20 protein-coding genes are annotated in these 20892 nt (G+C 69.8%); 14 read left to right on the top strand and 6 right to left on the bottom strand.

The features are described 5' to 3' along the window. Positions 1-37: 37 nt before the first annotated feature. Positions 38-202, bottom strand: a complete 165-nt coding sequence (locus ABN028_RS01380) for a hypothetical protein (RefSeq protein ID WP_349328978.1) — start codon at positions 200-202, stop codon at positions 38-40. Between the two features lie 30 nt (positions 203-232). Beyond that, positions 233-661 (bottom strand): protein-tyrosine phosphatase family protein, encoded by a 429-nt coding sequence (locus tag ABN028_RS01375; RefSeq protein WP_349695303.1) that lies wholly within the window; start codon positions 659-661, stop codon positions 233-235. Positions 662-805: 144 nt separating this feature from the next. On the opposite strand from ABN028_RS01375, the gene ABN028_RS01370 reads away from it, so the two are divergent. Genes ABN028_RS01370 through ABN028_RS01360 form a run of 3 tightly spaced genes read left to right on the top strand, consistent with a single transcriptional unit; the run spans position 806 to position 3439 of the window. Beyond that, positions 806-1708, top strand: coding sequence for an aminoglycoside phosphotransferase family protein (locus ABN028_RS01370; protein WP_349328980.1), 903 nt, complete (start codon positions 806-808; stop codon positions 1706-1708). 37 nt (positions 1709-1745) lie between these two features. Beyond that, entirely contained in the window at positions 1746-2966 is a 1221-nt protein-coding gene (locus ABN028_RS01365; RefSeq protein WP_349695302.1) for an SGNH/GDSL hydrolase family protein, read from the top strand. Between the two features lie 5 nt (positions 2967-2971). Beyond that, positions 2972-3439, top strand: a complete 468-nt coding sequence (locus tag ABN028_RS01360) for an SRPBCC family protein (protein WP_349328982.1) — start codon at positions 2972-2974, stop codon at positions 3437-3439. Between the two features lie 113 nt (positions 3440-3552). Here ABN028_RS01360 and ABN028_RS01355 read toward each other — a convergent pair whose 3' ends face one another. Further along, on the bottom strand, positions 3553-3837 hold the full coding sequence (locus tag ABN028_RS01355) for a hypothetical protein (protein WP_349695301.1): 285 nt from the start codon (positions 3835-3837) through the stop codon (positions 3553-3555). On the opposite strand from ABN028_RS01355, the gene ABN028_RS01350 reads away from it, so the two are divergent. From ABN028_RS01350 to ABN028_RS01330, 5 genes are all read left to right on the top strand, one after another. Then, positions 3836-5362: a threonine/serine exporter family protein gene (locus tag ABN028_RS01350; RefSeq protein ID WP_349695300.1), complete on the top strand. Its 1527-nt coding sequence runs from the start codon at positions 3836-3838 to the stop codon at positions 5360-5362. The genes ABN028_RS01355 and ABN028_RS01350 overlap by 2 nt on opposite strands. A 60-nt stretch (positions 5363-5422) precedes the next feature. Then, the gene (locus ABN028_RS01345; RefSeq protein ID WP_349695299.1) at positions 5423-6397 is read left to right on the top strand and encodes an aldo/keto reductase; all 975 of its coding nucleotides are present in this window, start codon (positions 5423-5425) and stop codon (positions 6395-6397) included. Then, positions 6394-7431, top strand: a complete 1038-nt coding sequence (locus ABN028_RS01340) for an NAD(P)-dependent oxidoreductase (RefSeq protein ID WP_349695298.1) — start codon at positions 6394-6396, stop codon at positions 7429-7431. Before ABN028_RS01345 ends, ABN028_RS01340 begins: the two co-directional genes overlap by 4 nt. A 264-nt stretch (positions 7432-7695) precedes the next feature. Then, entirely contained in the window at positions 7696-8466 is a 771-nt protein-coding gene (locus tag ABN028_RS01335) for a methyltransferase domain-containing protein (RefSeq protein WP_349695297.1), read from the top strand. Between the two features lie 236 nt (positions 8467-8702). Then, entirely contained in the window at positions 8703-11003 is a 2301-nt protein-coding gene (locus ABN028_RS01330; protein WP_349695296.1) for a glycoside hydrolase family 9 protein, read from the top strand. 8 nt (positions 11004-11011) lie between these two features. On the opposite strand, the gene ABN028_RS01325 is transcribed toward ABN028_RS01330, so the two are convergent. After that, the gene (locus tag ABN028_RS01325; RefSeq protein ID WP_349328989.1) at positions 11012-11767 is read right to left on the bottom strand and encodes an MBL fold metallo-hydrolase; all 756 of its coding nucleotides are present in this window, start codon (positions 11765-11767) and stop codon (positions 11012-11014) included. Between the two features lie 101 nt (positions 11768-11868). Here ABN028_RS01325 and ABN028_RS01320 point away from each other — a divergent pair, with 101 nt between their 5' ends. Further along, complete coding sequence (locus ABN028_RS01320; protein WP_349695295.1) at positions 11869-12081, top strand: hypothetical protein; 213 nt, start codon at positions 11869-11871, stop codon at positions 12079-12081. Here the strand turns inward: ABN028_RS01320 and ABN028_RS01315 are convergent. Beyond that, positions 12062-13627 (bottom strand): HNH endonuclease signature motif containing protein, encoded by a 1566-nt coding sequence (locus ABN028_RS01315; protein ID WP_349695294.1) that lies wholly within the window; start codon positions 13625-13627, stop codon positions 12062-12064. The two genes, ABN028_RS01320 and ABN028_RS01315, sit on opposite strands and share 20 nt — an antisense overlap. A 197-nt stretch (positions 13628-13824) precedes the next feature. Here ABN028_RS01315 and ABN028_RS01310 point away from each other — a divergent pair, with 197 nt between their 5' ends. The 5 genes from ABN028_RS01310 to ABN028_RS01290 all read left to right on the top strand — a co-directional run bounded on the left by ABN028_RS01310 (position 13825) and on the right by ABN028_RS01290 (position 19624). Then, positions 13825-15474, top strand: a complete 1650-nt coding sequence (locus tag ABN028_RS01310) for a LuxR C-terminal-related transcriptional regulator (protein ID WP_349695293.1) — start codon at positions 13825-13827, stop codon at positions 15472-15474. A gap of 127 nt (positions 15475-15601) precedes the next feature. After that, positions 15602-16804: an NAD(P)/FAD-dependent oxidoreductase gene (locus tag ABN028_RS01305; protein ID WP_349695292.1), complete on the top strand. Its 1203-nt coding sequence runs from the start codon at positions 15602-15604 to the stop codon at positions 16802-16804. A 140-nt stretch (positions 16805-16944) separates the two neighbouring features. Then, the gene (locus ABN028_RS01300) at positions 16945-18054 is read left to right on the top strand and encodes an amidohydrolase family protein (RefSeq protein ID WP_349695291.1); all 1110 of its coding nucleotides are present in this window, start codon (positions 16945-16947) and stop codon (positions 18052-18054) included. A 33-nt stretch (positions 18055-18087) separates the two neighbouring features. Then, a complete protein-coding gene (locus ABN028_RS01295) occupies positions 18088-19188 on the top strand; it encodes an amidohydrolase family protein (RefSeq protein WP_349695290.1) in 1101 nt (366 codons plus the stop codon). A 13-nt stretch (positions 19189-19201) separates the two neighbouring features. Then, positions 19202-19624 carry a Rieske (2Fe-2S) protein gene (locus ABN028_RS01290; protein ID WP_349695289.1) on the top strand — a complete coding sequence of 141 codons (423 nt, stop codon included), beginning with the start codon at positions 19202-19204 and terminating at the stop codon, positions 19622-19624. A 30-nt stretch (positions 19625-19654) separates the two neighbouring features. Here the strand turns inward: ABN028_RS01290 and ligD are convergent, their stop codons facing one another. Further along, complete coding sequence (gene ligD, locus ABN028_RS01285; RefSeq protein WP_349695288.1) at positions 19655-20890, bottom strand: non-homologous end-joining DNA ligase; 1236 nt, start codon at positions 20888-20890, stop codon at positions 19655-19657. Between the last annotated feature and the right edge of the window lie 2 nt (positions 20891-20892).

Here is a 20892-nt window from a genome sequence, read left to right as displayed (position 1 = left end):
CCGGTGACGCCCGCCGACTGACGTCGGCCAGCTGACGTCAGTCGGCGGGGAGCTCGGCCCCGCAGCGGACGCAGTGGTCCGGGGGAGGCTGGTCCTCGATCATCGCGCCGCATTCCGGACACAACAGGTGAAGCCAGCACACCGGGTCCCCGCCCTCGCCGACGCCGGCGCGGCTCGTTCCGTCCGCAGGTTCGGAGGTCACAGGTTGATCCTCCCAGGTGGTCCAGCTGAGTCAGGGCAGCCGACGTAGCCAGCGGCGCTGCCACGGCGTCTCGACGGCGCGGCGGTGGTAGTGGGCGCGGACCCAGGAGACGGCCTGTGGTGCCGGGAGTCCGTCGAGGATGGCGAGGGCGGCCAAGGCGGTTCCGGTGCGGCCGACGCCGCCTCGGCAGGCGACCTCGACGCGTTCGCCGGCGTGTGCCCGTCGGAGAGCTTCGCGCAGGGCGTCGAGCGCGTCGGTACGGTCGGTGGGGATCCAGAAGTCGGGCCAGCGGATACGCCGATGTGGCCAGGCCGGCGCCGGTCCCCCGACCAGCAGCAGGGCGAAGTCGGCGGGTGTGATGGTGACGTCTCCCGCCCGCCGCCCGCGGACCTGACTACCGGTGGGGAGGGTCACCAGCCCGGTGTCGTCCAGCCAAGCGGAACTCGCGCGGTTGCCCACGCCCCATTCTGGCACCGGCGAGTGTGCGCAAACTGCAGGTCCGAGGGGTCCGACACCTACAGTTTGCGCACTTTGATCATGAAGCCAGCCTCGACAGCGGCGTGTGCCCGGCCTCCCGCGACTGGTCTGCCAGGATGGCTGGTCGTGATCAGCCTTCCGCCGTCGTTCTTCTCCTACACCCGCGTCTCGCGGGAGGGGGCGGCCGGCCGGGCATGGGCGGAGTCGCTCCCCGCGCTCGTCGACGAACTCTGCGTACGGTGGTCGCTGACGATCGACGGCGCGCCTATGCACGGCGCCAACGGGATCGCCGTGCCGGTGGTCCGACGCGACGGTGGGGCCGCCTGCGTCCTCAAGGTGGCCTGGCTCGACCAGGAGCTGCGGAACCAGGTCGTGGCGCTGGCACTGTGGGACGGCCACGGCATGGTCCGACTGCTCGACGCCTCCGTCGAGGACGGCGCGCTCCTGCTGGAACGACTCGACGCCTCCCGCTCGCTTCGTTCGCTGCCGCTCGAGGACTCGCTCACGGTGGCGGGCGAATTGCTCCGGCGACAAGCGGTTCCCGCCCCGGCCGACGCGGACCTGCCGCCCGTCGTCGGCGTCGCCGAGGCCTTCGTCGCATCGGCGGTCGAGCGTTCGGCAAAGTTGGGTGATCCGGTCCCGTCGGACGACCTCACCATGGCGGTCGGGCTGGCCCGCGAGCTGGCCTCCGCCACCGGGGACCTGCTGGTCAACCACGACCTGCATGACGAGAACATCCTGGCCGCCGAACGCGAACCCTGGTTGGCGATCGACCCGAGAGTCCTGGTCGGCGTGCCGGAGTACGGCATCGCCCAGCTGCTCTGGTGGCGACTCGACGACATGCCCGGCGACAAGGGCGTGCGGGACTGTCTCGACCTGATCGTGTCGGCCGCGGGGCTGGATGGCGAGCTCGCCCGGACGTGGACCCTCGTCCGGTCGGTCGACTACTGGCTGTGGGGGCTGGAAAATGGGCTCACCATCGACCCGGCCCGGTGCGCCCGCGTCGTCGAGACCCTGACGTCACCGTAGTCCTGGCGTCGCGCAAACCCCTGCCGAGGAGGAACGCATGACGGGCTTTGCCGACCAGGTGCACCGCTTCCTCGCCGAAGCCGTGGTGGACCGGGAGGAGGTCGACCGGTTCCTCGATCCGGACGAACCCAAGTGGGCGAGGTTCGACAGCGAACTGGGATATCTGCCGCATCCGTCCGAGGTGCAGGACGGCGTCGACGGTGCGGTGAGCACCTACCGGTACGGCGGGTTCGGCGAACGCCGGGTCATCAACGGCGCGGACCGACCCTGCCGGATCAACACCTACGGCGACAGTTTCACCCAGTGCCACCAGGTCAGTGACGGCGAGACCTGGCAGGAGTATCTCGCCGGGCACTTCGGTGAGCCGATCCGCAACTTCGGGGTCGGCGGGTTCGGCGTCCACCAGGCCTACCGTCGGCTGCGGCGGACAGAGGCCACGGACGCGGGTGCCGAGTACGTCGTGTTCAACATCTTCCTCGACGACCACTACCGCAGCCTGGACGCCTACCGGCGGCTGCGCGTCGGCCATGGCTGGTGGGAGATGCACCGCTCGCAGCGGACCAGCATGTTCCACGCGAACCCCTGGGTGCATGTGCGGTTCGACGGAGCGGGCCAGCTCGTCGAGCGGCCGAACTCCTGCCCCACGCCGGAATCCCTCTACCAGCTGTGCGATCGGGACTTCCTCATCGATTCGTACGACAACGACCTTGTGGTGCAGCTGCTCGTCGGGCAGCGGACCAGGGACTTCGACTTCCTCGCCCAGCACACCGAGACCGCCGCCGCCCTCGGGCTCTCCCTCGATCTCACCAGCGAGGCGGACCGGGAACGGGCGGCAACCGAGTTCTACGACCGCTGCGCGTTCCGTGCCTCGATCATCCTGCTCGACCGGATGCGGAGCGCGTTGGCCGAGCAGGGCAAGAAACTGCTTGTTCTGTTGAGCTATCCCGGTGATGCCGTCGCCGACGCGTGCGCGGGAAAGCCACGTCCCGACGCGGAGTTCGTCACCCTCCTCGACGACCTCGGGATCGCGTACGTCGACTCGCTGACCATGCACGTCGCGGACTATGCGGCGTACACGACAACGCCGGAGGAGTACATCGACCGGCACTACATCGACGGCGGCCACTACAGCCCCGCGGGCAACCACTACTTCGCCTTCGCGGTCAAGCCCGCCTTCGTGCGCTGGCTCCAGCCGCGGCCGCCTTCGTACGCGACCGATGCCTCCGCTCCCCCCGTCCGCGCCGAACACCTCGCGTGAACCCGATGAGCGACGACGTGCAGGCGAGCATCGAGATGGCCGCGGACCCTCGGGCCGTCTACGACATCGTGACCGACGTCGCCCAGCTCCCCCGGTGGGCGGCGGAGACGGTCTCCTGCCGGTGGCTCGACGGAGCTGACGGCCCGGTCGTCGGTGCGAGGTTCCGCGGTGTGAACCGGCATGGACCGCTGCGCTGGTGGACCACCTCGACCGTGACCGAGGCCCGACCGGGACGATGTTTCGCCTGGAAGGTGACTGCCCTGAGGTGGCCGATCGCCGAGTGGCGGTACGAGATCGAGCCGGCCGACGGTGGGTGCCGCGTCACCGAGCGGACGAGGAACCTCACCAATCCGTTCTTCCGGAGGATCGTCGGACCACTGGGCACAGGCGTCGCCAACCGTGCCGAGCACAACCGCCGCAACATGGAGAAGACGCTGCTGGCGTTGAAGGAGTACGTCGCGGCGTCGCCCTAGCCCGGACCTAGCCCGGTGTTCCGCGACCGGCGTCGGGCCGCACCCGGGTCCACGTCGGTCGACGTAGGAACGAACGTGCCGCGTATGCGCCACCCGACCGGCGGCGCGTGCGCCTATCGGTGGGCGATGCCGAGGAAGTGCGAGCCCGAGCCGATGATGGTCGGCTCCTCCTCCGTCGTACGCAGGAACTCCAGGATCAACGCCCGCTTGCCGGCATCGGCCCAGTCGGCGTCGAAGGACCCCGTCCACATCGCGGGCACGCGAACCCTGGATTGTTCCGGAGCGCCCATGAACCCCGCACCTGACTTGTCCGTGGTCGGCGTTCCGGGCGTGTTCCGGGACTGGGCGGGTGGGAAAGCTCTCAGATGTTCGTCCGTACGTACGGAGGTGAATCGCATGCCGGTGCTCGGCCAGAGCCAGGCGGACACGCCCGCCCGGCCCAAGCTGCGTACCCGACTGCGCCGCGCGGCCGGCGCCGTGCTCAGCCGGGAGGACCCCACTGACCAGCCCCCGCGACGTTCGCCGTACGTCGTGCGGATGCCGGACGGAGACTGCGGGCCCGACCTGCGACGGGCCCTCGACTTCCTGCTCCGGCTCGGCGAGCTGCTGCTGCGCAGCGGTGCGGGAGCGGTCGACGTCGAGGCGTCGATCGTCGCCTGCGCGTCCGCACTGGGGCTCCGCGGCGCCGAGGCCTCCGTCACCCACACCGAGGTGCTGGTCTCCGTCGCCTTCGGCGAGTCCGAGCTGCCGGTCACCGACCTGCGCAACGTCCGGGTCCGCGCCGTCGACCACAACCGCCTCGCCGCCCTGCACGAGATGGTGTTGGGACTGACCGAGGGCACGCTGACACCCGCGGAGGCGTACGTACGCCTGGACACCATCGTCCGGTCCGCGAAGCGTTATCCCCGATGGGTCGTCACCTGCGCATGGGGCGTGCTGGCGAGCGCGGTCGCGGTGCAGCTGGGCGGGGGTTGGCTCCTCGCGTTGATCACGTTCTGCGCGACGGTGGCCATCGACCGGATCGGCCGGCGTCTCGCCCGCCGCAACGTCCCCGACTTCTACCTGAACTTCGTCGGCGCCGCCATCGCGACCGCGGTGGCGGCCATCCTGACCGCCACCGGCGTCTCGGTGCAGCCGGCCCTGGTGGTCGCGGCCGGCGTGGTCCTGTTGCTGCCCGGCCTCGCGCTGTTGTCGTGCGTCCAGGACGCGTTGACGGGGTACGTCGTCACCGCCGCCGGCCGGGCGATGGAGGTGCTGATCCTCGCGGCAGGCATCACTGGCGGGGTGGCGATGGCGCTCGTCGTCGCCCGGGAGCTGGGCATCATCATGCCGGTACAGCCGCCTGCGCCGTTCACGGTGAGCGGGCTGCCGTACCGGTTCGCCTCGGCCGGGATCGTCGCGGCGGCCATGGCGGTCGGGGTGTACGCACCGCTCCGGCTGCTCCCCACCGCCTTCGGACTCGGCGGCGCCGGGTACACCGCGTTCCTGGCGCTCAACCAGGTCCTCACGTCGCCGTCGATGGCGCGGGCGCTCGTCGCCGTCGGGATCGGCGCGTGTGGCTACACGTTCGCGACGCGGCGGCGACTGCCGGCCCTCACCGTCGTACTCCCCGCGATCATCCCGATGCTGCCGGGCCTCACGATCTACAGCGCGATGCTGCAACTGACCCACGGCGACAGCATCAGCGGCGTCACGGGTCTCCTGCACGCGGCGACCGATGCGCTGGCGCTGGCGGCGGGCGTGATCCTCGGTGAGTTCCTCGGCCAGCCGCTGCGTCGAGAGCTCTCCCGGAGAGAACGCCGCTACGCCGGCCCCCGCATGGTGGGACCGCTCCGGGTGAGCTCACGCCGGGTGGGCTCACGCCGGATGAGCTCACGCCGGGTGCGCCGCGATCGGCCAGCCGGAGCCCGGTACGGGAGCTAGCTGACCAGTTCCAAGGGGGTAGGAAAGGATGGGAGTCCCCGATCTCGCAGGAGTATGACGATGACGAGCACCACCCGCACCCTCGGACGCAGCGGTCTCGCGGTCAGCCCGATCGGCTTCGGCTGTTGGGCGATCGGCGGTCCGGCATTCCGCGACGGCAACCCGATCGGCTGGGGCAAGGTCGATGACGACGAGTCGGTCGCGGCGATCCATGCCGCGCTCGACGCGGGGGTGACGTTCTTCGACACCGCCAACATCTACGGCGCCGGGCACAGCGAGCGCGTGGTGGGGCGGGCGCTGGCCGGCAGGCGGGACGAGGTGGTCATCGCGACGAAGTTCGGCAACCTCTTCGACGAGGAGGCCAAGCGGGCCATCGGCCGGGACGCCTCGCCCACCTCCATCCGCGAGCAGTGCGACGCGAGCCTGGCCCGGCTCGGAGTCGACGTGATCGACCTCTACCAGTTCCACATCGGTGACTACGACCCGGTGCAGGCCGAGACGGTGGTGGCGACGCTGGAGGAGCTGGTCGACGCGGGCAAGATCCGGTCGTTCGGGTGGAGTACGGACGACCCCGAGCGGGCGGGGGTCTTCGCCCGCAGCCAGCACTGTGCCGCGATCCAGCTGCACGCCAACGTGATCGACGACAACCCCGCCATGGTCGACTTGCTCGAGTCCGCCGGGCTCGCCGGCATCAACCGCGGTCCCCTCGCTATGGGCGCGCTCACCGGGAAGTTCTCCCGCGAGACGACGTTCGCCGCCGACGACGTACGCCGGCGCTTCGACTTCTCCGGCAAGGAGGGGCGCACGCTCGACGCCCTCGACCGCATCCGCGACATCCTCACCTCCGGTGGCCGCACCCTCGCGCAGGGCGCGCTCGGCTGGCTCCTCGCCCGCAGTCCGGCGTTCGTGCCCATCCCCGGGATCCGGACGGTGGCGCAGGCCCAGGACAACGCCGGCGCGATCGCGCACGGTCCGCTGGGTGCGCAGGAGATGGCCGAGATCGACCAGATCCTGAAGCAGCTCGGCCTGCGGTGACAGCGCCAGTGCTCGGGGAGTCCGCGCGCGACGTCCTCGTCTCGCACGCCAGCTTCGACGGCCACTGGCCCTGGGTGGCCGAGGCGTTCCGCCTCGAGTGGCCGCCCGGCCAGTGCCCGTTGGAGTGCGTACGCCTGGATGTCGACGACGCCCGGCCGGTGCACGAGGCCATCCGCGATCCCGCGTCCGTGCACCGGTTGGTCGTCCTGGGGGCGCCGTTCACGCCGGAGTCGGTCGAGGCGTTCGCGGGCCTACGCGAGGCCGCCCTGCTCGATGCGTACGGCGAGAACGCCGAACCGGCCGAGCTGCTGCGCGCCCGTGGAGTCGAGGTCCACCGCCACGAGAGCGAAGGCTTCTGGGGCCAGTCGGTCGCGGAGTTCGGGCTCGCGCTGACGCTGTGCGGGCTGCGGCGGATACCGCAGCTGCACCACGAGATGCTCACCGACCTGGCGCCGTGGGACTACAGCCCGCCCGGCGGTGTGCCGCGCCCCGGAGCGCGTGGCGGGCAGTACGGCGACGACCCGCGGTTCACAGCCGGCACCGTGGCGGGCGCGCGGGTGCGGGTCGTGGGTGCGGGCAACATCGCGAGCCGCTACGCCGGTTTCGTGTCGGCGCTGGGTGCCGACGTCGCCGCGTGGGATCCGTACGCCACTGAGCCCTGTTTCCACCGCTCCGGCGCCCGCCGCGAGCACCACCTCGACCGGCTCGTGCGGGACGCGGAGATCTTCGTGCCGATGGTGCCGTTGCTGCCGTCGACCGAGGGGCTCGTCACCGCCGACCACATCGACGCCCTGCCGGCGGGCTGTCTCGTCGTGCTCGTGACGCGCGCGCTGATCTGTGACATGGCGGCCATCCGCCGGCGGGTCCTCGCGGACGAGATCGCCCTGGCGGCCGACGTGTGGGACGTCGAGCCGCTGCCGCTGTCCGATCCGCTGCTCGGCCGGCACAACGTGGTCCACACGCCCCACAACGCCGGCCGGACGAAGCAGGCAAACGAGGCGTTCGCCCGCGCGATCCTCGCCAAGTTCCGCTGACCCGCCCGCGATCCGGCCATCCAGAAGTACGACGTCGACACCCTCCCGGTGTGACGAAGGCCGCCGCGCCGAAAGCCGATTGCCGGGACGCCTGCCGGACCCTTAGGTTGCCAGGCGTGCGAGATAGCGGCTGATCCGTACCCCCGTGGCTCTGGCCCTGTGCCGCCACGTGGGGGCAGCCGCATGCCCGTCGGCCCCTGTGCGTGACCGCTCCGCGCTCGCCGATCCCCTCGCACATATCTGCACCAGAACAGGTGATCACCCATGGAACCGTACGAACACCTCGTGGCCGAAGCACTCGCCGCGCCCTTCGAGGGCTGGGACTTCAGCTGGCTGCGGGACCGCACGACGGGCGAGGACCTGTCGTGGTCCTACCCCGATCTCGCTCGCGCCGCCATCGCCGACGCGGCTCGGCTGCTCGACATCGACACCGGCGGCGGGGAGCAGTTGGCCGGGCTGCGCCCCCTGCCGGCGTACACGGTCGCCCTCGAAGGGTGGGCGCCCAACCTCGCCGTCGCGCGGCGACGGTTGGAACCGCTCGGCGTCGAGGTACGCCAGACCACCGACGACGGCCGGCTTCCGGTCGCCGACGGCGAGTTCGACCTCGTACTCAACCGACACGGCTGGCTCGACGCCGCCGACACGTGGCGCGCTCTCGCACCAGGTGGTGTGTTCCTCACCCAGCAGGTCGGCAGCCGCAACGGCGCCGAGATCAACGCCGCGCTCGGCGCGCCGCCCTCGATCGACTTAGACGCGGAAACCTGCGACCTCGCCGTCGCTGCGCTGCGCGCACAGGGCTTCCGGGTGGACGAGGCGCGGGAGGAGATGCCGGCCTACGTCTTCGGCGACATCGGGGCCGTCGTCTACCAACTGCGGGCGGTGCCGTGGACGATCGACGACTTCGACGTACGCACGTATGACGTGGCGCTACGCCGGCTCGACGCACGCATCCGCGAGACGGGTGAATTCGCCACGCACGACCACCGGTACCTCATCCGGGCGACGAAGCCCCGGGCGGGAGACAGCGTCGACTGACGTGCCGCGACCATGATCATGCGCGGAAACCTGGGCGTCTCGGTGCCGGCAAACGCCCGGTTTGTCGCGCATGATCATGCACCTCCGGCCGGACCAGGACGGAATTGACACCCCGGAGCCAGGCTGCCACCATCAGCGACGGCGCGAGCGTCCCCCTCAGCGGGCACCGCTCGCGCCACGCTGTGACGACGGGGGATGCGGACCGCAAAGGACGCTTGCATGACCCGAGTAACTTCATGATCGGTGCAACCAGGCGGTACGCCGCCGTCCTGCTGGCCTGCGCCCTCCCCCTGACCGCCATGGCCGGCTCGACCAGCGCCGCGGGAGCGGCCGAGGCCCCCACGACGACCAAGGCAGCCACGGCTGCTGAGGGCGCCGAACAGGTCGAGAACGGCGGTTTCGACGACGGCACCGACCCGTGGTGGTGGACCGGAAACGCCTCGGCGGAGATCGTCGACGGCCGCCTGTGCACCACCGTCCCCGGCGGCACCGCCAACCCGTGGGACGTCATCGTCGGGCAGAACGGCATCGCCCTGGAGGACGGCGCGTCGTACGCCCTGTCGTTCACCGCGTCCGCCAGCTCGCCCGTCACCGTGCGGACCAATGTCCAGCTCGCCGACCCGCCCTACACCGCCGAACTCTCCGAACCGGTGGAGCTGACCGGCGAGGCCGGGTCGTACACCTACGAGTTCACGTCCGGGACCGAGACCACGGCCGGTAGCGTCCAACTACAGGTCGGCGGAGCGGCTGAGCCGTGGACGTTCTGCCTGGACGACGTTTCGCTGCGGGGTGGGGGAGAACCGCCGGTGTATGTGCCTGACACGGGCCCGCGGGTGCGGGTGAACCAGGTCGGATATCTGCCGCACGGCCCTAAGAACGCCACGGTGGTGACCGACGCGACGGACGCACTCCCCTGGCAGCTTCGCGACGCCGGCGGCCGCACTGTCGCCGAGGGATCGTCCACCCCGCGCGGTGTCGACGCGGCGTCCGAGCAGAACGTCGCGACGATCGACTTCAGCTCCTACCGCGGCCGCGGCTCCGGCTACACGCTGACCGTGGACGGCGAGACGAGCTATCCGTTCGTCATCACTGATTCGGCGTACGAAAAACTGCGGTCGGATTCCCTGCAGTTCTTCTACATCCAGCGCAGCGGCATCCCGATTGACGGCGCGCTCGTCGGCGAGGAGTACACCCGGCCGGCGGGCCACGTCGGCATCCCACCCAACCAGGGCGACACCGACGTGCCCTGCCAGGACGGGGTCTGCGACTACACGCTCGACGTGCACGGCGGGTGGTACGACGCGGGCGATCACGGCAAGTACGTCGTCAACGGCGGGATCGCCGCCCACCAGCTGCTCAGCACCTGGGAACGCGCCACGCACGCGGCCACCGGCAGGACCGAGCCGCTCGACGACGGCCGGCTGCGGGTGCCGGAACGCGGCAACGGTGTGCCCGACATCCTCGACGAGGCGCGGTGGGAGGTGGAGTTCCTGCTGCGGATGCAGGTCCCGTCCGGGCAGCCGCTGGCCGGCATGGCCCACCACAAGATGCACGACCAGAACTGGACCGGCCTGCCGATGCAGCCCGAAGCCGACCCGCAGCTGCGTGAGCTGCACCCGCCGTCGACGGCCGCCACGCTGAACCTCGCCGCCGCGGCCGCGCAGTGTGCCCGGGTGTTCAAGCCGTACGACCGGGAGTTCGCGGGTCGCTGCCTCGGCGCCGCGAAGGCGGCGTGGGCGGCCGCGAAGGCGCACCCGGACGTCTACGCCGATGACGCCGACACCAACGGCGGCGGTGCGTACGGCGACCCGAACGTGGACGACGAGTTCTACTGGGCGGCGGTGGAGCTGTACCTCACCACCGGTGAGCCGTCCTTCCACAAGGCCGTGCTGTCCTCGCCGATGCACGACGCCGACGTGTTCTCGGCCGGCGGTTTCAGCTGGGGGTCGGTGGGGGCGCTCGGGCGCCTCCAGCTGGCGACGGTGCCCAGCCGGCTGCCCACCGACCAGCGGCGTGAGGTCCACGACTCCGTCGTCGCGGCCGCCGACCGCTACCTCGACACGCTGCACGGGCAGGCGTACGGGCTGCCATTGCCGGACCGCGCCGAGTTCTACAACTGGGGCTCGAACAGCGGCATCCTCAACAACGTCGTTGTGTTGGCGACGGCGTACGACCTCACCGGCCGGACGGACTTCCGCGACGGTGCGGTGCAGGGCGTCGACTACATCTTCGGCCGGAACGCGCTGAATCACTCCTACGTCACCGACTACGGCACGAAGTCACCGCAGAACCAGCACTCCCGGATCTTCGGCCACCAGCTCGACCCGAACACACCGAAGCCGCCGGCCGGATCGCTCGCGGGCGGCGCGAACGCGGCGTTGCAGGACCCGTTCGCGGCCGAACTGCTCGCCGGCTGTGCGCCACAGTTCTGCTACGTGGACCACATCGAGTCCTACGCCACCAACGAGGTGGCAATCAACTGGAACTCCGCACTCGCGTGGGTGGCGTCGTTCCTCGCCGACCAGAGCGGTACCTAGCCCTAGCCCTAGCCGCTCTGCCGCGGGACGTCGAGTGTCAGCCCTGGGCGCGCGACGTCGATCGGACCGCCGAACCCGTCGCGGGCCGCTCGGAGGGCAGCGTCCGGGTCCGTTTCGGGCACCAGATGAGTCAGGACGAGCCGCCCGACGCCCGCCTCCGCCGCCTGGAGCGCCGCCTGCCGCGCACTGGTGAGGTAGGCGGCGGAGTCCTCCGGCACCTCCTCGGCGTACGACGCGTCGGCGATCAGCACGTCACTGCCCGCGGCGAGTTCGGCGACCAACGGGCTGGGACCGGTGTCGCCGGTGTAGGTGGCGGTCGCTCCGTCGGCGCGTATCCGGAGACCCGCGTTGGGAACATAGTGCGGGAGGAGCATCGTCTCGATCCCGAACGGCCCCACCTCGAACGCCTCACCTGCGGCGAACTCCTGCAGGTCGTACGCCTCATCAAGCATTCCGGGACGGTCGAGCGCGAGGACGGCGTCCAGCGCACCTGGCAACGTGTGGACAGGGAGAGCGGGTGCGGGGTCGTCCCGCAGCGCCCGCGCGCGGAGCAGCGGGTTGAGGTCGGCGCAGTGGTCGGGGTGTTTGTGGGTGACGGCGACCGCGTCGATGCGTTCGGCCGGTACCAGCTCCAGCAGCCTTGGCAGGGTCGCGTAGCCGGGATCGACGAGCAACAGGAACCCGTCATGGTCGAGGAGGTAGCCGCTGCACGCCAGCCCGGCCGCCGGCCAGGCCCCGCATCCGCCGAGCACGGTGATCTTCATCCGTCCAGTCTGCCAAGTGCCACCCCCACGCCCAGCGAGGAGTGGGATGGCTCGATACCGACATCCGATCCCCTCCCGGTTGTCGAGCTCGGCTGAACGAGTTGCGGGACCGCGGCGAGGCGGAGGGTGCCTACGCCTCGCTGGAGGGCCAGCTGACGACGATCGAGGCGGCGGTCGAGGACGGCAAGCCGTCTCGCGAACTCGTCGATGCGTTCCGCAGAACCGTCGCCGGACACCGGGGCGATGGCATCAATGAATCCGCGACCGGGATCCTCGATGACCTCGCCCAGCGCCTCATCGCCCGGCTGTCGTAGCGGCCGAGTCTGCTGGCAGTGCGCCGGGTGGTGGTTCGGGTTGGATGGTGTAGGTGTGGCCGAGTGGACTTTGGGCGGTGAGGTGGTCGGGTCGGTTGTGGGTCCACCACCAGCCGGCTTGGTGTTTGGCGCGGTGATGTCGCCGGCATAGCGGTGCGAGGTTGCAGGCGCAGGAGGGTCCGCCCAATCGGTGTTCGATCGTGTGGTCCAGGTCGCACTGGGTGGCTGTTCTGGAGCAGCCGGGTTGGGCGCAGGTGCGGTGCATCGCTTCGATGAACCGGCGTTGGGCGGCGGTGGGATTGTAGCGGCGGCTGCTGGCCTGGTGGTAGACGACTTCGCCGTCGAGGGTGACGGTGCGGCAGTATTCGAACCCGCCGGCGGCGGCGTCCTTGATGTCGTCGATCACCGCGGGGGTGATAGCACCGAGTCCGGCGAGTTCGCCTGCGCGGGAGCCCAGCCGAAGCCAGGTTTCCAGCTCGGCGACGAGTTCGACCTTCGCCACCAGCCATTCATCACCTGTCCCGGCGCACACACCGGCATCACCCGGATCGTCCAGATCAACATCGGTGTCCCCGCCGCCCCAACCTGCCCCAGCGCCGGGAGAAGCGGCCGCATCAGCACCGGTGCGCCTGCCGGAGGAGCCGGCGGGTGGCGGGTCAGCACTACAACGCGGATCGGCACTACTTGTCGGGTCGGCGGACGTGGTCGGGTCGGCGGACGTGGTCGTATCGGCGTCGGCGGTGGCTGCGGGGTCGAGGTTGGCGGTGGGGTGGCGGCCGCGGAGCAGGTCGAGGAACACATCAGCCTCGATCTGGGCCAACGTCCTGACGTCTCCGGCTCGTTTGATTCGTCTGGCGTGGGTCTTGATGAACACCCTGGCCGCCGCCGTCCCCGCCATCGGAAGATCCAGACCAGCGATACTCCCCGTCCCGTCCGGGTTCGCACCGAACCCGACCCGCCTACCCTGCTGCGCCTCCCGCCGACGCTCCTCCGCACCCGCCGGGTCCAACTCCAGCACCTTCCGCCGCAACCGCCGCACCACCTGCGCCCGAGTCAAGCCCACGCCGGACGCCGCATCCGCGGCAAGAATGAACTCCTCCGCCTGACCCGCCAACTCCGGCGCCAGACAACACGTTTCCTCGACGATCGCCCGCGCCTTACCCAGACTGATCGTCCCTGCCGACAGCGCCGCGCGAGTCGCGGGAAGTCGCTCGGTCAGCTCGAAGGCGAAAGACAGTTCACGATCAGCCGACCCCGGCGACAGACACGACGCCGCACCCACCTCCGCAGACGCGAACTCACCAAACGACGCGTTCAATCCGGGCGGCGAGTCCGGCTCACACGCAGGCGACCGCGCCACATATGCCATCGCCCCATACAACTGCGCACTCGCCCAGGACACCTGCCGCTCCCACGCCCGCATCACCAACACACGCGCATGACCATTCACCGCAGCCAGATCCACCCGCGCCAACAGCACACCAAGCTCAGGACCCGGCACAGCCGAAGCCAACACCGAGAAATCCACACCCCCGAAATCGAACATAGCAGCGATTCTATCAGATGCTCATTCCGTACGCAGGCGTCAAATCCCTTGCCAGCAAGGAAAATCGCTTCCTTCAGGCTGACCATGCCGCGGCACCGTCATATCTTGCACCTGGAATCGCCCAGGCGACGTTCGCCATCCGATCGTCATCCGCACAGTCTGCGGGAGCGCCCGCCCTGTCGTGCCATCATCATGGGGTGAGCTCGGTTCTGATCGACCAGGGAGTTGCGGCCCTCCGTGCAGGCGACACGGTGACCGCCCGTTCTGCGTTCGAACTCGCCCTGGCCGACACCGAGTCCGGTGCGGCCCTCGAGGGTCTGGCCGAGGCGCTGTACTGGCAGCGGGACTACTCTGCCGCCGCGGCGCACTACGAGCGGGCGTACGCCGCCCACCGTCAGGAAGGCAACAGCATGGCCGCCGGGCTCGCTGCCCGCACGGCCGGCTGGATCCGCGGCTATGTCCTGGGTGACTGGGCTGTGGGGAGTGGGTGGTTCGCCCGGGCCCGCACCATCTTCACCGAAGCGCGCGAGGATGGCCCCGAGCACGGATGGGTCCTGCTCATCGACGCCTACTCAGAACCAGACGTCCAGGTACGCGAGGACCTGCTGCGCGAGGCGGTCACCATCGGACGGCGATTCGGCGACCCCGACATCGAGTTCGAGGCGTTGGTATGCCTCGGCTGCGTCCTCGTCATGACCGATCGCGTCACCGAGGGTCTGACCCTCTGCGACGAGGGCCTGGCCGCGGCCTGCGCGGGCGAACTGACCGACCTCGCCACGGTCGAGGCGATCTTCTGCCGGTTCTTCTGGATGTGCGAACTGGTGAACGACGTCCCGCGGGCGGACCAGTGGGTACGCGCGGCCGCGGAACACCTGCGGCGGAGCAATGTCGTCGCGGCGCTCTGTCGCGCTCACTACGGCGGCATTCTCACCGCGGCTGGACGCTGGGAGGAGGCGGAGGCTGAGCTCGTCGAGTCCGCCCGGTGCTTCGCCCGAGGGATGTCGGACCGGCGCGCGTTCTCGCTCATCCGCCTCGCCGAGCTTCGCCTACGGCAGGGGGATCTCGAGCAGGCCGCTCTGCTCCTGGACGGGCTCGACACCCATCCGGACGCGGTTCGCACCCTTGCCGCCCTCCACCTCGCCAAGGGGGAGACGGCGTTGGCCCGGGACCTTCTCGAGCGGTGCACCGCCGGCGCCGACGACGCGGTTCCGACCGCCGGCGAGACGACTCTGATAGGCCCGCTGCTCGCCCTCCTCGTCGAAGTCCACCTCGACCAGGGCGACCTCGACGCCGCCGAGCGCGTGGCCCAACGCCTGGACCGCATCGCCGGGCTGCAACACATGCCGTACCTACGGGCGGTGGCAGCGCTGGCGAACGGACGGATCTGCGTAGCTCGCGGGGATTCGGACGCCCGCGGCTGCCTGCACTCCGCGTTGCAGGACTTCACGCGGGCTCAGCTGCCGATGGAGCTGGCCGAGACCCGGCTGGAGATGGCCCGGGCACTCGCGACACAGTCCCCCGAGGTCGCGATCGCGGCCGCCAAGGCGGCGCTCGACGACTTCGAGCGCCTCAAGGCCGCCCGGCATGCCGACGCCGCCGGGGCGCTTCTGCGTTCGCTCGGCGCGCCCGTCCGCACGGGGCCGAAGGGTTTCGGCACGCTGACAAGGCGCGAGTCCGAGGTCCTCCACCTGCTCGGCGCAGGGTTGTCCAACGCCGAGATCGGCGATCGGCTCTTCATCACCCGCAAGACCGTCGAACACCACGTGGGCAACCTGCTGGCGAAGCTTGGCCTGCGCAACCGGGCCGAGGCGGCCGCCCACGTCACGAGGGGAAATCCCAGCCGCTAGATGGCCAGTTTCAAGGGGAGTCAGGCGACTCCCCTTGGAATTGGTCATCTAGGTAGGGGAGTTCCCCGATACTTCCGGACGCCCGGTGGCCGCACGCTGCTCCTTGTACTCGACGAAGGAGCCGGACGTGACCAAGAACGTGTACGACGCGATTGTGGTGGGCGCACGCTGTGCGGGGTCGCCCACCGCCATGCTGCTGGCGAGGGCGGGTTACCGGGTCCTTGTCGTCGACCGGGCGACCTTTCCCAGTGACACGATCTCGACCCACCTGGTCCACCCGCCCGGCGTGGCGGCACTGCGCAGGTGGGGACTGCTCGAGCAGGTCAAGGGGACGGGATGCCCGCCGATCCACACGTACGCGTTCGACCTCGGGCCATTCACGATCGCCGGGAGCCCCGGGACCGACACCGAACCGGTGTCGTACTGTCCTCGGCGGACGGTGCTGGACAAGCTGCTCGTCGACGCCGCAGCCGCGGCGGGAGCCGAGATTCGGGAGGGCTTCACCGTCTCCGACGTCGTGGTCGAGAACGGTCGGGTGACGGGAATTCAGGGGCACACCCGCAACGGTCCGACCATGACCGAACACGCTCGCGTGGTCGTCGGAGCCGACGGTTGGCAGTCCGTCGTCGCCAAGGCGGTCCAGACCGACCAGTACCACGACCAACCCCGGTTGCAGTCCAGCTACTACACGTACTTCAGCGGCCTGCCGATGGACGGCCGGTTCGAGGTCTACCTTCGCCCGGAGCGGGGCTTTGCCGCGATCCCCACGAACGACGACCTCACCCTGGTCATCGCCGGCTGGCCGTACGCGGAGTTCGAAGCAAACAAGACCGACATCGAGGGCAACTACCACAAGACGTTCGCACTGGTGCCGGCCTTCGTCGAGCGGATCCGTGCCGCCCGTCGCGAGGCGCGTTTCGTCGGCATGGCCCTGCCGAACTTCTTCCGCAGGCCGTTCGGCCCCGGCTGGGCGCTCGTCGGTGATGCCGGCTACAACAAGGACTTCATCACGGCCCAGGGGATCAGCGACGCTTTCCGAGACGCAGAGCTGTGCGTGAGCGCGATAGCCGAGGCGTTCTCCGGCGTGTGCTCCTTCGAGGTCGCGATGGCGCGCTACCAGTCCGCCCGCGACCAGCGCGCCCTGCCGATGTACGAGTTCACCACCCAGCTCGCCAAGCTGGAGCCCCCGCCGCCGGAGATGGCGCAGCTGCTCGGCGCCATCCAGGGCAACCGCGAGGCGATGGACGCGTTCGTTCGGGTGAACGCGGGGGTGACGTCGCCGGTTGAGTTCTTCTCCGAGGAGAATGTCGGGCGAATCCTCTCGGCGTGAGCGTGTCCGCATCTGTACGAACCCTTGACGTCGCGCGACGCGCATACCTACGTTCGTCGCATCGTGGAATTTCCGTTCCACGCAGCGCGCGACATCCGCACCGGTTCTCGCGTCCGGCACGGAAAGACAAGGGTGGCGGCATGCTCGACACAGGCGAGGCGAGCGACACGACACTCCCCTGCCGGCCGGACCGATGGCGCGACGCGGATCTCATCGACTGCGACGTCCATCTCCCCGTCCCGTCGTTCGACCAGCTCGAGCGCCATCTCGACCAGCGCTGGCGCGACTACATGACGGAGAGCGGTGTTCGTGCCGTCAACCCGCCGCTGTATCCGCCGAACGCGCCACTTTCCCACCACCCTGGAATCGTGGCCACACCCCCGTCCTCCACGACCACCGCTGGCCTCGATCTCCTTCGTACGTACGTCTTCGACCACTGGCAGGCCAGTCACGCGGTCACCCACTGCGGCATCGAGATCTCCGCGATCCACAACGACGACTGGGCTCTCGCGATGGCGCGCGCGGTCAACGACTGGCAGGTCGCGGAGTGGCTCGACCAGGAACCACGCCTGCGCGCTTCGCTCGTCGTACCGCCGCAGAATCCGGAGTTCGCGGCACAGGAGATCGACCGGCTCGGCGACCATCCGGGCTTCGTCCAGGTCCTGCTCCCCGTGCGCGCGGAGGCGCCGTTGGGCAGACGACGCTACTGGCCGATCTACCAGGCCGCCGAACGCCACGACCTGGCCGTCGGCATCCATGCCGGCGGGGTGAGCGGCAATCCGATCACACCCGTTGGCTGGCCGTCGTACTACCTCGAGGACTACGTAAGCATTGCCCAGGCGTTCCAGGCCCAGGTCGTGAGCCTGGTCAGCGAAGGGGTTTTCGCCACCCACCCGGGGCTTCGGGTGGTGCTCATCGAGGGCGGCTTCACCTGGCTGCCCGCCCTCATGTGGCGCTTCGACAAGAACTGGAAGGGCCTGCGGCGGGAGATCCCCTGGGTCGACCAGCCCCCGTCGGAGATCATCCGCAGGCACATCCGCCTCACCACGCAGCCACTCGACGAACCGGCCGACCCGCGCCAGCTCGTCGAGACCATCCAACAGCTCGGCGACGACGCGATGCTGCTGTTCGCGACCGACTACCCGCACTGGCAGTACGACTCCGGCGAAGGACTTCTCCCCACCGGACTCCGCCACGATCTCGAACGCGCGATCCTCGCCGCCAACGCCCGCGCCACCTACCGGTTCTGACAAAGCGACGTCAGACAGTACGGAGTACGCCGCATGGCCGCCACCACGCCGATGGCCCCGACCCGCACCACCGCGAAGCGGACCCGGCCACCGATCGTCGACTGCGACATCCACAACGCCGTCTGGCCGGGCGCGCTCGATGCGTACCTGCCGAAGCGGTGGCGCCGCCACGGCGCTCTCTTCGGCTCGCGTACGCACCAGGGATCGCTGTATCCGAAGGGAAGTCCCGCCGCCGCGCGCCATGACGCCTGGCCACCGTCGGGCCGTCCGGCGGGCGGCGACCTGGACTTCATGCGCCAACAGCTTCTTGACGCCGAGGGCATCTCCTACGGCATCCTCAACTGCCTCAGCGCAGCCGGCACCCAGCTCAACGCCGACTACTCCGCGGCACTGTCCCGCGCCGTCAACGAATGGCAGATCGTCGAGTGGCTCGACAAGGAGCCGCGGCTGCGTGCCGGCGTCGCGATCCCCTACGAGGACGCCGACCTCGCGGTCACCGAAATCGACCGGTTCGCCGACCATCCCGGTTTCGTCCAGGTCCTGCTGGTCGCGCGCAGTGCCGAACCGCTCGGCCGCCGGAAGTACTGGAAGATCTACGAAACGGCCGAGCGGCACGGCCTTCCGGTCGGCATCCACTTCGGCGGCGGCGCCCGCGGAGTTCCGGTCACGGCCTCCGGCTGGCCGTCGTACTACATCGAGGACCACACCGACATGGCGCAGGCGTTCCAGGCACACGTCGTGAGCCTTGTCTGTGAAGGGGTTTTCGAGCGTTTCCCGCGACTGCGGGTCGTCCTGATCGAGGGCGGCTTCGCCTGGTTGCCGCCGCTGATGTGGCGCCTCGACAAGCACTGGCGGCGGCTGAAGGAGGAGGTGCCGCACCTGAAGCGGGCGCCGTCGGAGTACATCCGCGACCACATGTGGGTCACCACGCAGCCGATCGAGGAACCGCACGACCCACGCCACATCCTGCAGGTTTTCGACCACCTCGGCGGCACCGACCGGGTGATGTTCTCGACCGACTACCCGCACTGGGACTACGACGACCCGGACCGCGCGTTCCGGGTGCGGCTGCCTGAAGAGGACCGGCAGAAGATCTTCGCCGGCAACGCCAAGGCGTTGTACGGGCTGGCGTGAGGGACGGTCGACGATGCCGAGCTACGTCGTCGCGACCGTCGACGAGATCCCGCCGGGCTCCCGCAAGATCGTCACCGTGGCGAGGCGTTCGATCGGGGTGTTCAACGTCGACGGTGCCTACTACGCCCTGCGCAACCAGTGCCCCCACGAGGGCGGACCGCTGTGTGAAGGCGTCCTCTCCGGCCTCGTACGGTCGCCGTGGGCGGGCACATACGACTATCTCCGGCGCGGCGAGATCCTGCGGTGTCCGTGGCACGGTTGGGAGTTCGACGTCATGACCGGGCAGTCGTGGTTCGACCCGGCGAAGACGCGAGTCCAGTCCTACGACGCGACCGTGGAGACCCACGAGTCCCTCGCGGGATACGCGAAGGGCCCGTACGAAGCCGAGACCTACCGGGTCGAGGTCGACCGGGAGTACGTCGTCCTCCACCTGTGACCGGCCCGGGCGCCCAACGGACGGGGCCGCTCAGGCGTCGGTGCGCGAGCTGTCGGGTTGGGCCCAGGGAGTATTGGCCCACGGGTCGTAGTCGACCTCGAGCGGTTCCTGCGGCGGGCGTTCACCCTCGGGTACGTGCTGGAGGTTGACGCGGATCCGGTACCACACCGAGCTCCGGCCGCGCATGCCGTCGACGAGGATGTCGGCGGGTTCGAGGTGGCCTACGACGAAGGGATGCCGAGACTTCCAGCGTTCCAGCCCGGACAGGGCCTCGTCCTTCGTCTTCGCGCGCGCGATCTCGATCAGCGGCATCGTCGACTGGCGCCGGCCGACGCCTTTCGGAGGTTTCTCCGCCGGGCCCAGCCGGTCTGCGAGGGCGAGCAGCGCGTCGAGCGACCCGGACGAGTCCTCCATGCCCTTCCACGGGTCACCATGCTCGGCGTACCGCGCAAGCACGGTGGGCAGGGTGTAGTTCTCGGGACGGCAGTCCGGTACCTCCGCCCAGGTGAGCGGTGTGGATACCCGTGCGTCGGGTTTCGGTCGTACGGAGTAGGCCGACGCCACGGTCCGGTCCTTGGCGTTCTGGTTGAAGTCGACGAAGACGCCCTGGCGTTCCTCCTTCCACCACCGCGCGGTCGCGAGGTCGGGCGCGCGGTTCTCGACCTCGCGGGCGACGGTCTCGGCGGCCCTGCGTACGTCGCGAAAGGCCCATCGCGGTTCGATCCGCGCGTAGACGTGGAAGCCGCGGGAGCCCGAGGTCTTCGGCCAGGCGGTCAGGCCGTGGTCCTCGAGGACCTCCCTCGCGACGAGCGCGACGTCGATGATCTGGCGCCAGTCGACGCCGGGCACCGGGTCGAGGTCGATCCGCAGTTCGTCGGGATGGTCGAGGTCCTCCGCCTGCACCGGGTGGGGGTTGAGGTCGATGCAGCCGAGGTTCACCGCCCACGCCAGGCCGGCGGCGTCGCGGACGACGGCCTCGGCGGCGGACGTCCCGGAGCGGTAGTGCAACTCGGCGACCTCGATCCAGTCGGGCCGGTTGGCAGGTGCGCGCTTCTGGAAGAACCCCTCCTCGTCGATTCCCTTGACGAACCTTTTGAGGATCATCGGCCGGCCGTTGATGCCGCGCAGGGCACCGTCGGCGACGGCGAGGTAGTAGTTCACCAGGTCGAGCTTGGTGTGGCCGCCGACCGGAAAGACCATCTTGTCCGGGTTGGTGATGGTCACCTCGCGACCGGCGACCTCCAGAACCTGCGACGACTTCGCCATTC

The organism is Actinopolymorpha sp. B17G11, from assembly GCF_040196095.1.
Taxonomy (GTDB): Bacteria; Actinomycetota; Actinomycetes; order Propionibacteriales; family Actinopolymorphaceae; genus Thermasporomyces.
The sequence above is the reverse complement of the archived record's forward strand: the minus strand, read 5'-3'. Positions and strand labels throughout refer to the sequence as shown.

Coding starts and splice junctions, on each gene's coding strand:
- ABN028_RS01365 (WP_349695302.1), top strand. CDS start 1,746: ATGACGGGCTTTGCCGACCAGGTGCACCGCTTCCTCGCCGAAGCCGTG.
- ABN028_RS01360 (WP_349328982.1), top strand. CDS start 2,972: ATGAGCGACGACGTGCAGGCGAGCATCGAGATGGCCGCGGACCCTCGG.
- ABN028_RS01350 (WP_349695300.1), top strand. CDS start 3,836: ATGCCGGTGCTCGGCCAGAGCCAGGCGGACACGCCCGCCCGGCCCAAG.
- ABN028_RS01355 (WP_349695301.1), bottom strand. CDS start 3,837: ATGCGATTCACCTCCGTACGTACGGACGAACATCTGAGAGCTTTCCCA.
- ABN028_RS01345 (WP_349695299.1), top strand. CDS start 5,423: ATGACGAGCACCACCCGCACCCTCGGACGCAGCGGTCTCGCGGTCAGC.
- ABN028_RS01335 (WP_349695297.1), top strand. CDS start 7,696: ATGGAACCGTACGAACACCTCGTGGCCGAAGCACTCGCCGCGCCCTTC.
- ABN028_RS01330 (WP_349695296.1), top strand. CDS start 8,703: ATGATCGGTGCAACCAGGCGGTACGCCGCCGTCCTGCTGGCCTGCGCC.
- ABN028_RS01325 (WP_349328989.1), bottom strand. CDS start 11,767: ATGAAGATCACCGTGCTCGGCGGATGCGGGGCCTGGCCGGCGGCCGGG.
- ABN028_RS01315 (WP_349695294.1), bottom strand. CDS start 13,627: ATGTTCGATTTCGGGGGTGTGGATTTCTCGGTGTTGGCTTCGGCTGTG.
- ABN028_RS01300 (WP_349695291.1), top strand. CDS start 16,945: ATGCTCGACACAGGCGAGGCGAGCGACACGACACTCCCCTGCCGGCCG.
- ABN028_RS01295 (WP_349695290.1), top strand. CDS start 18,088: ATGGCCGCCACCACGCCGATGGCCCCGACCCGCACCACCGCGAAGCGG.
- ABN028_RS01290 (WP_349695289.1), top strand. CDS start 19,202: ATGCCGAGCTACGTCGTCGCGACCGTCGACGAGATCCCGCCGGGCTCC.
- ligD (WP_349695288.1), bottom strand. CDS start 20,890: ATGGCGAAGTCGTCGCAGGTTCTGGAGGTCGCCGGTCGCGAGGTGACC.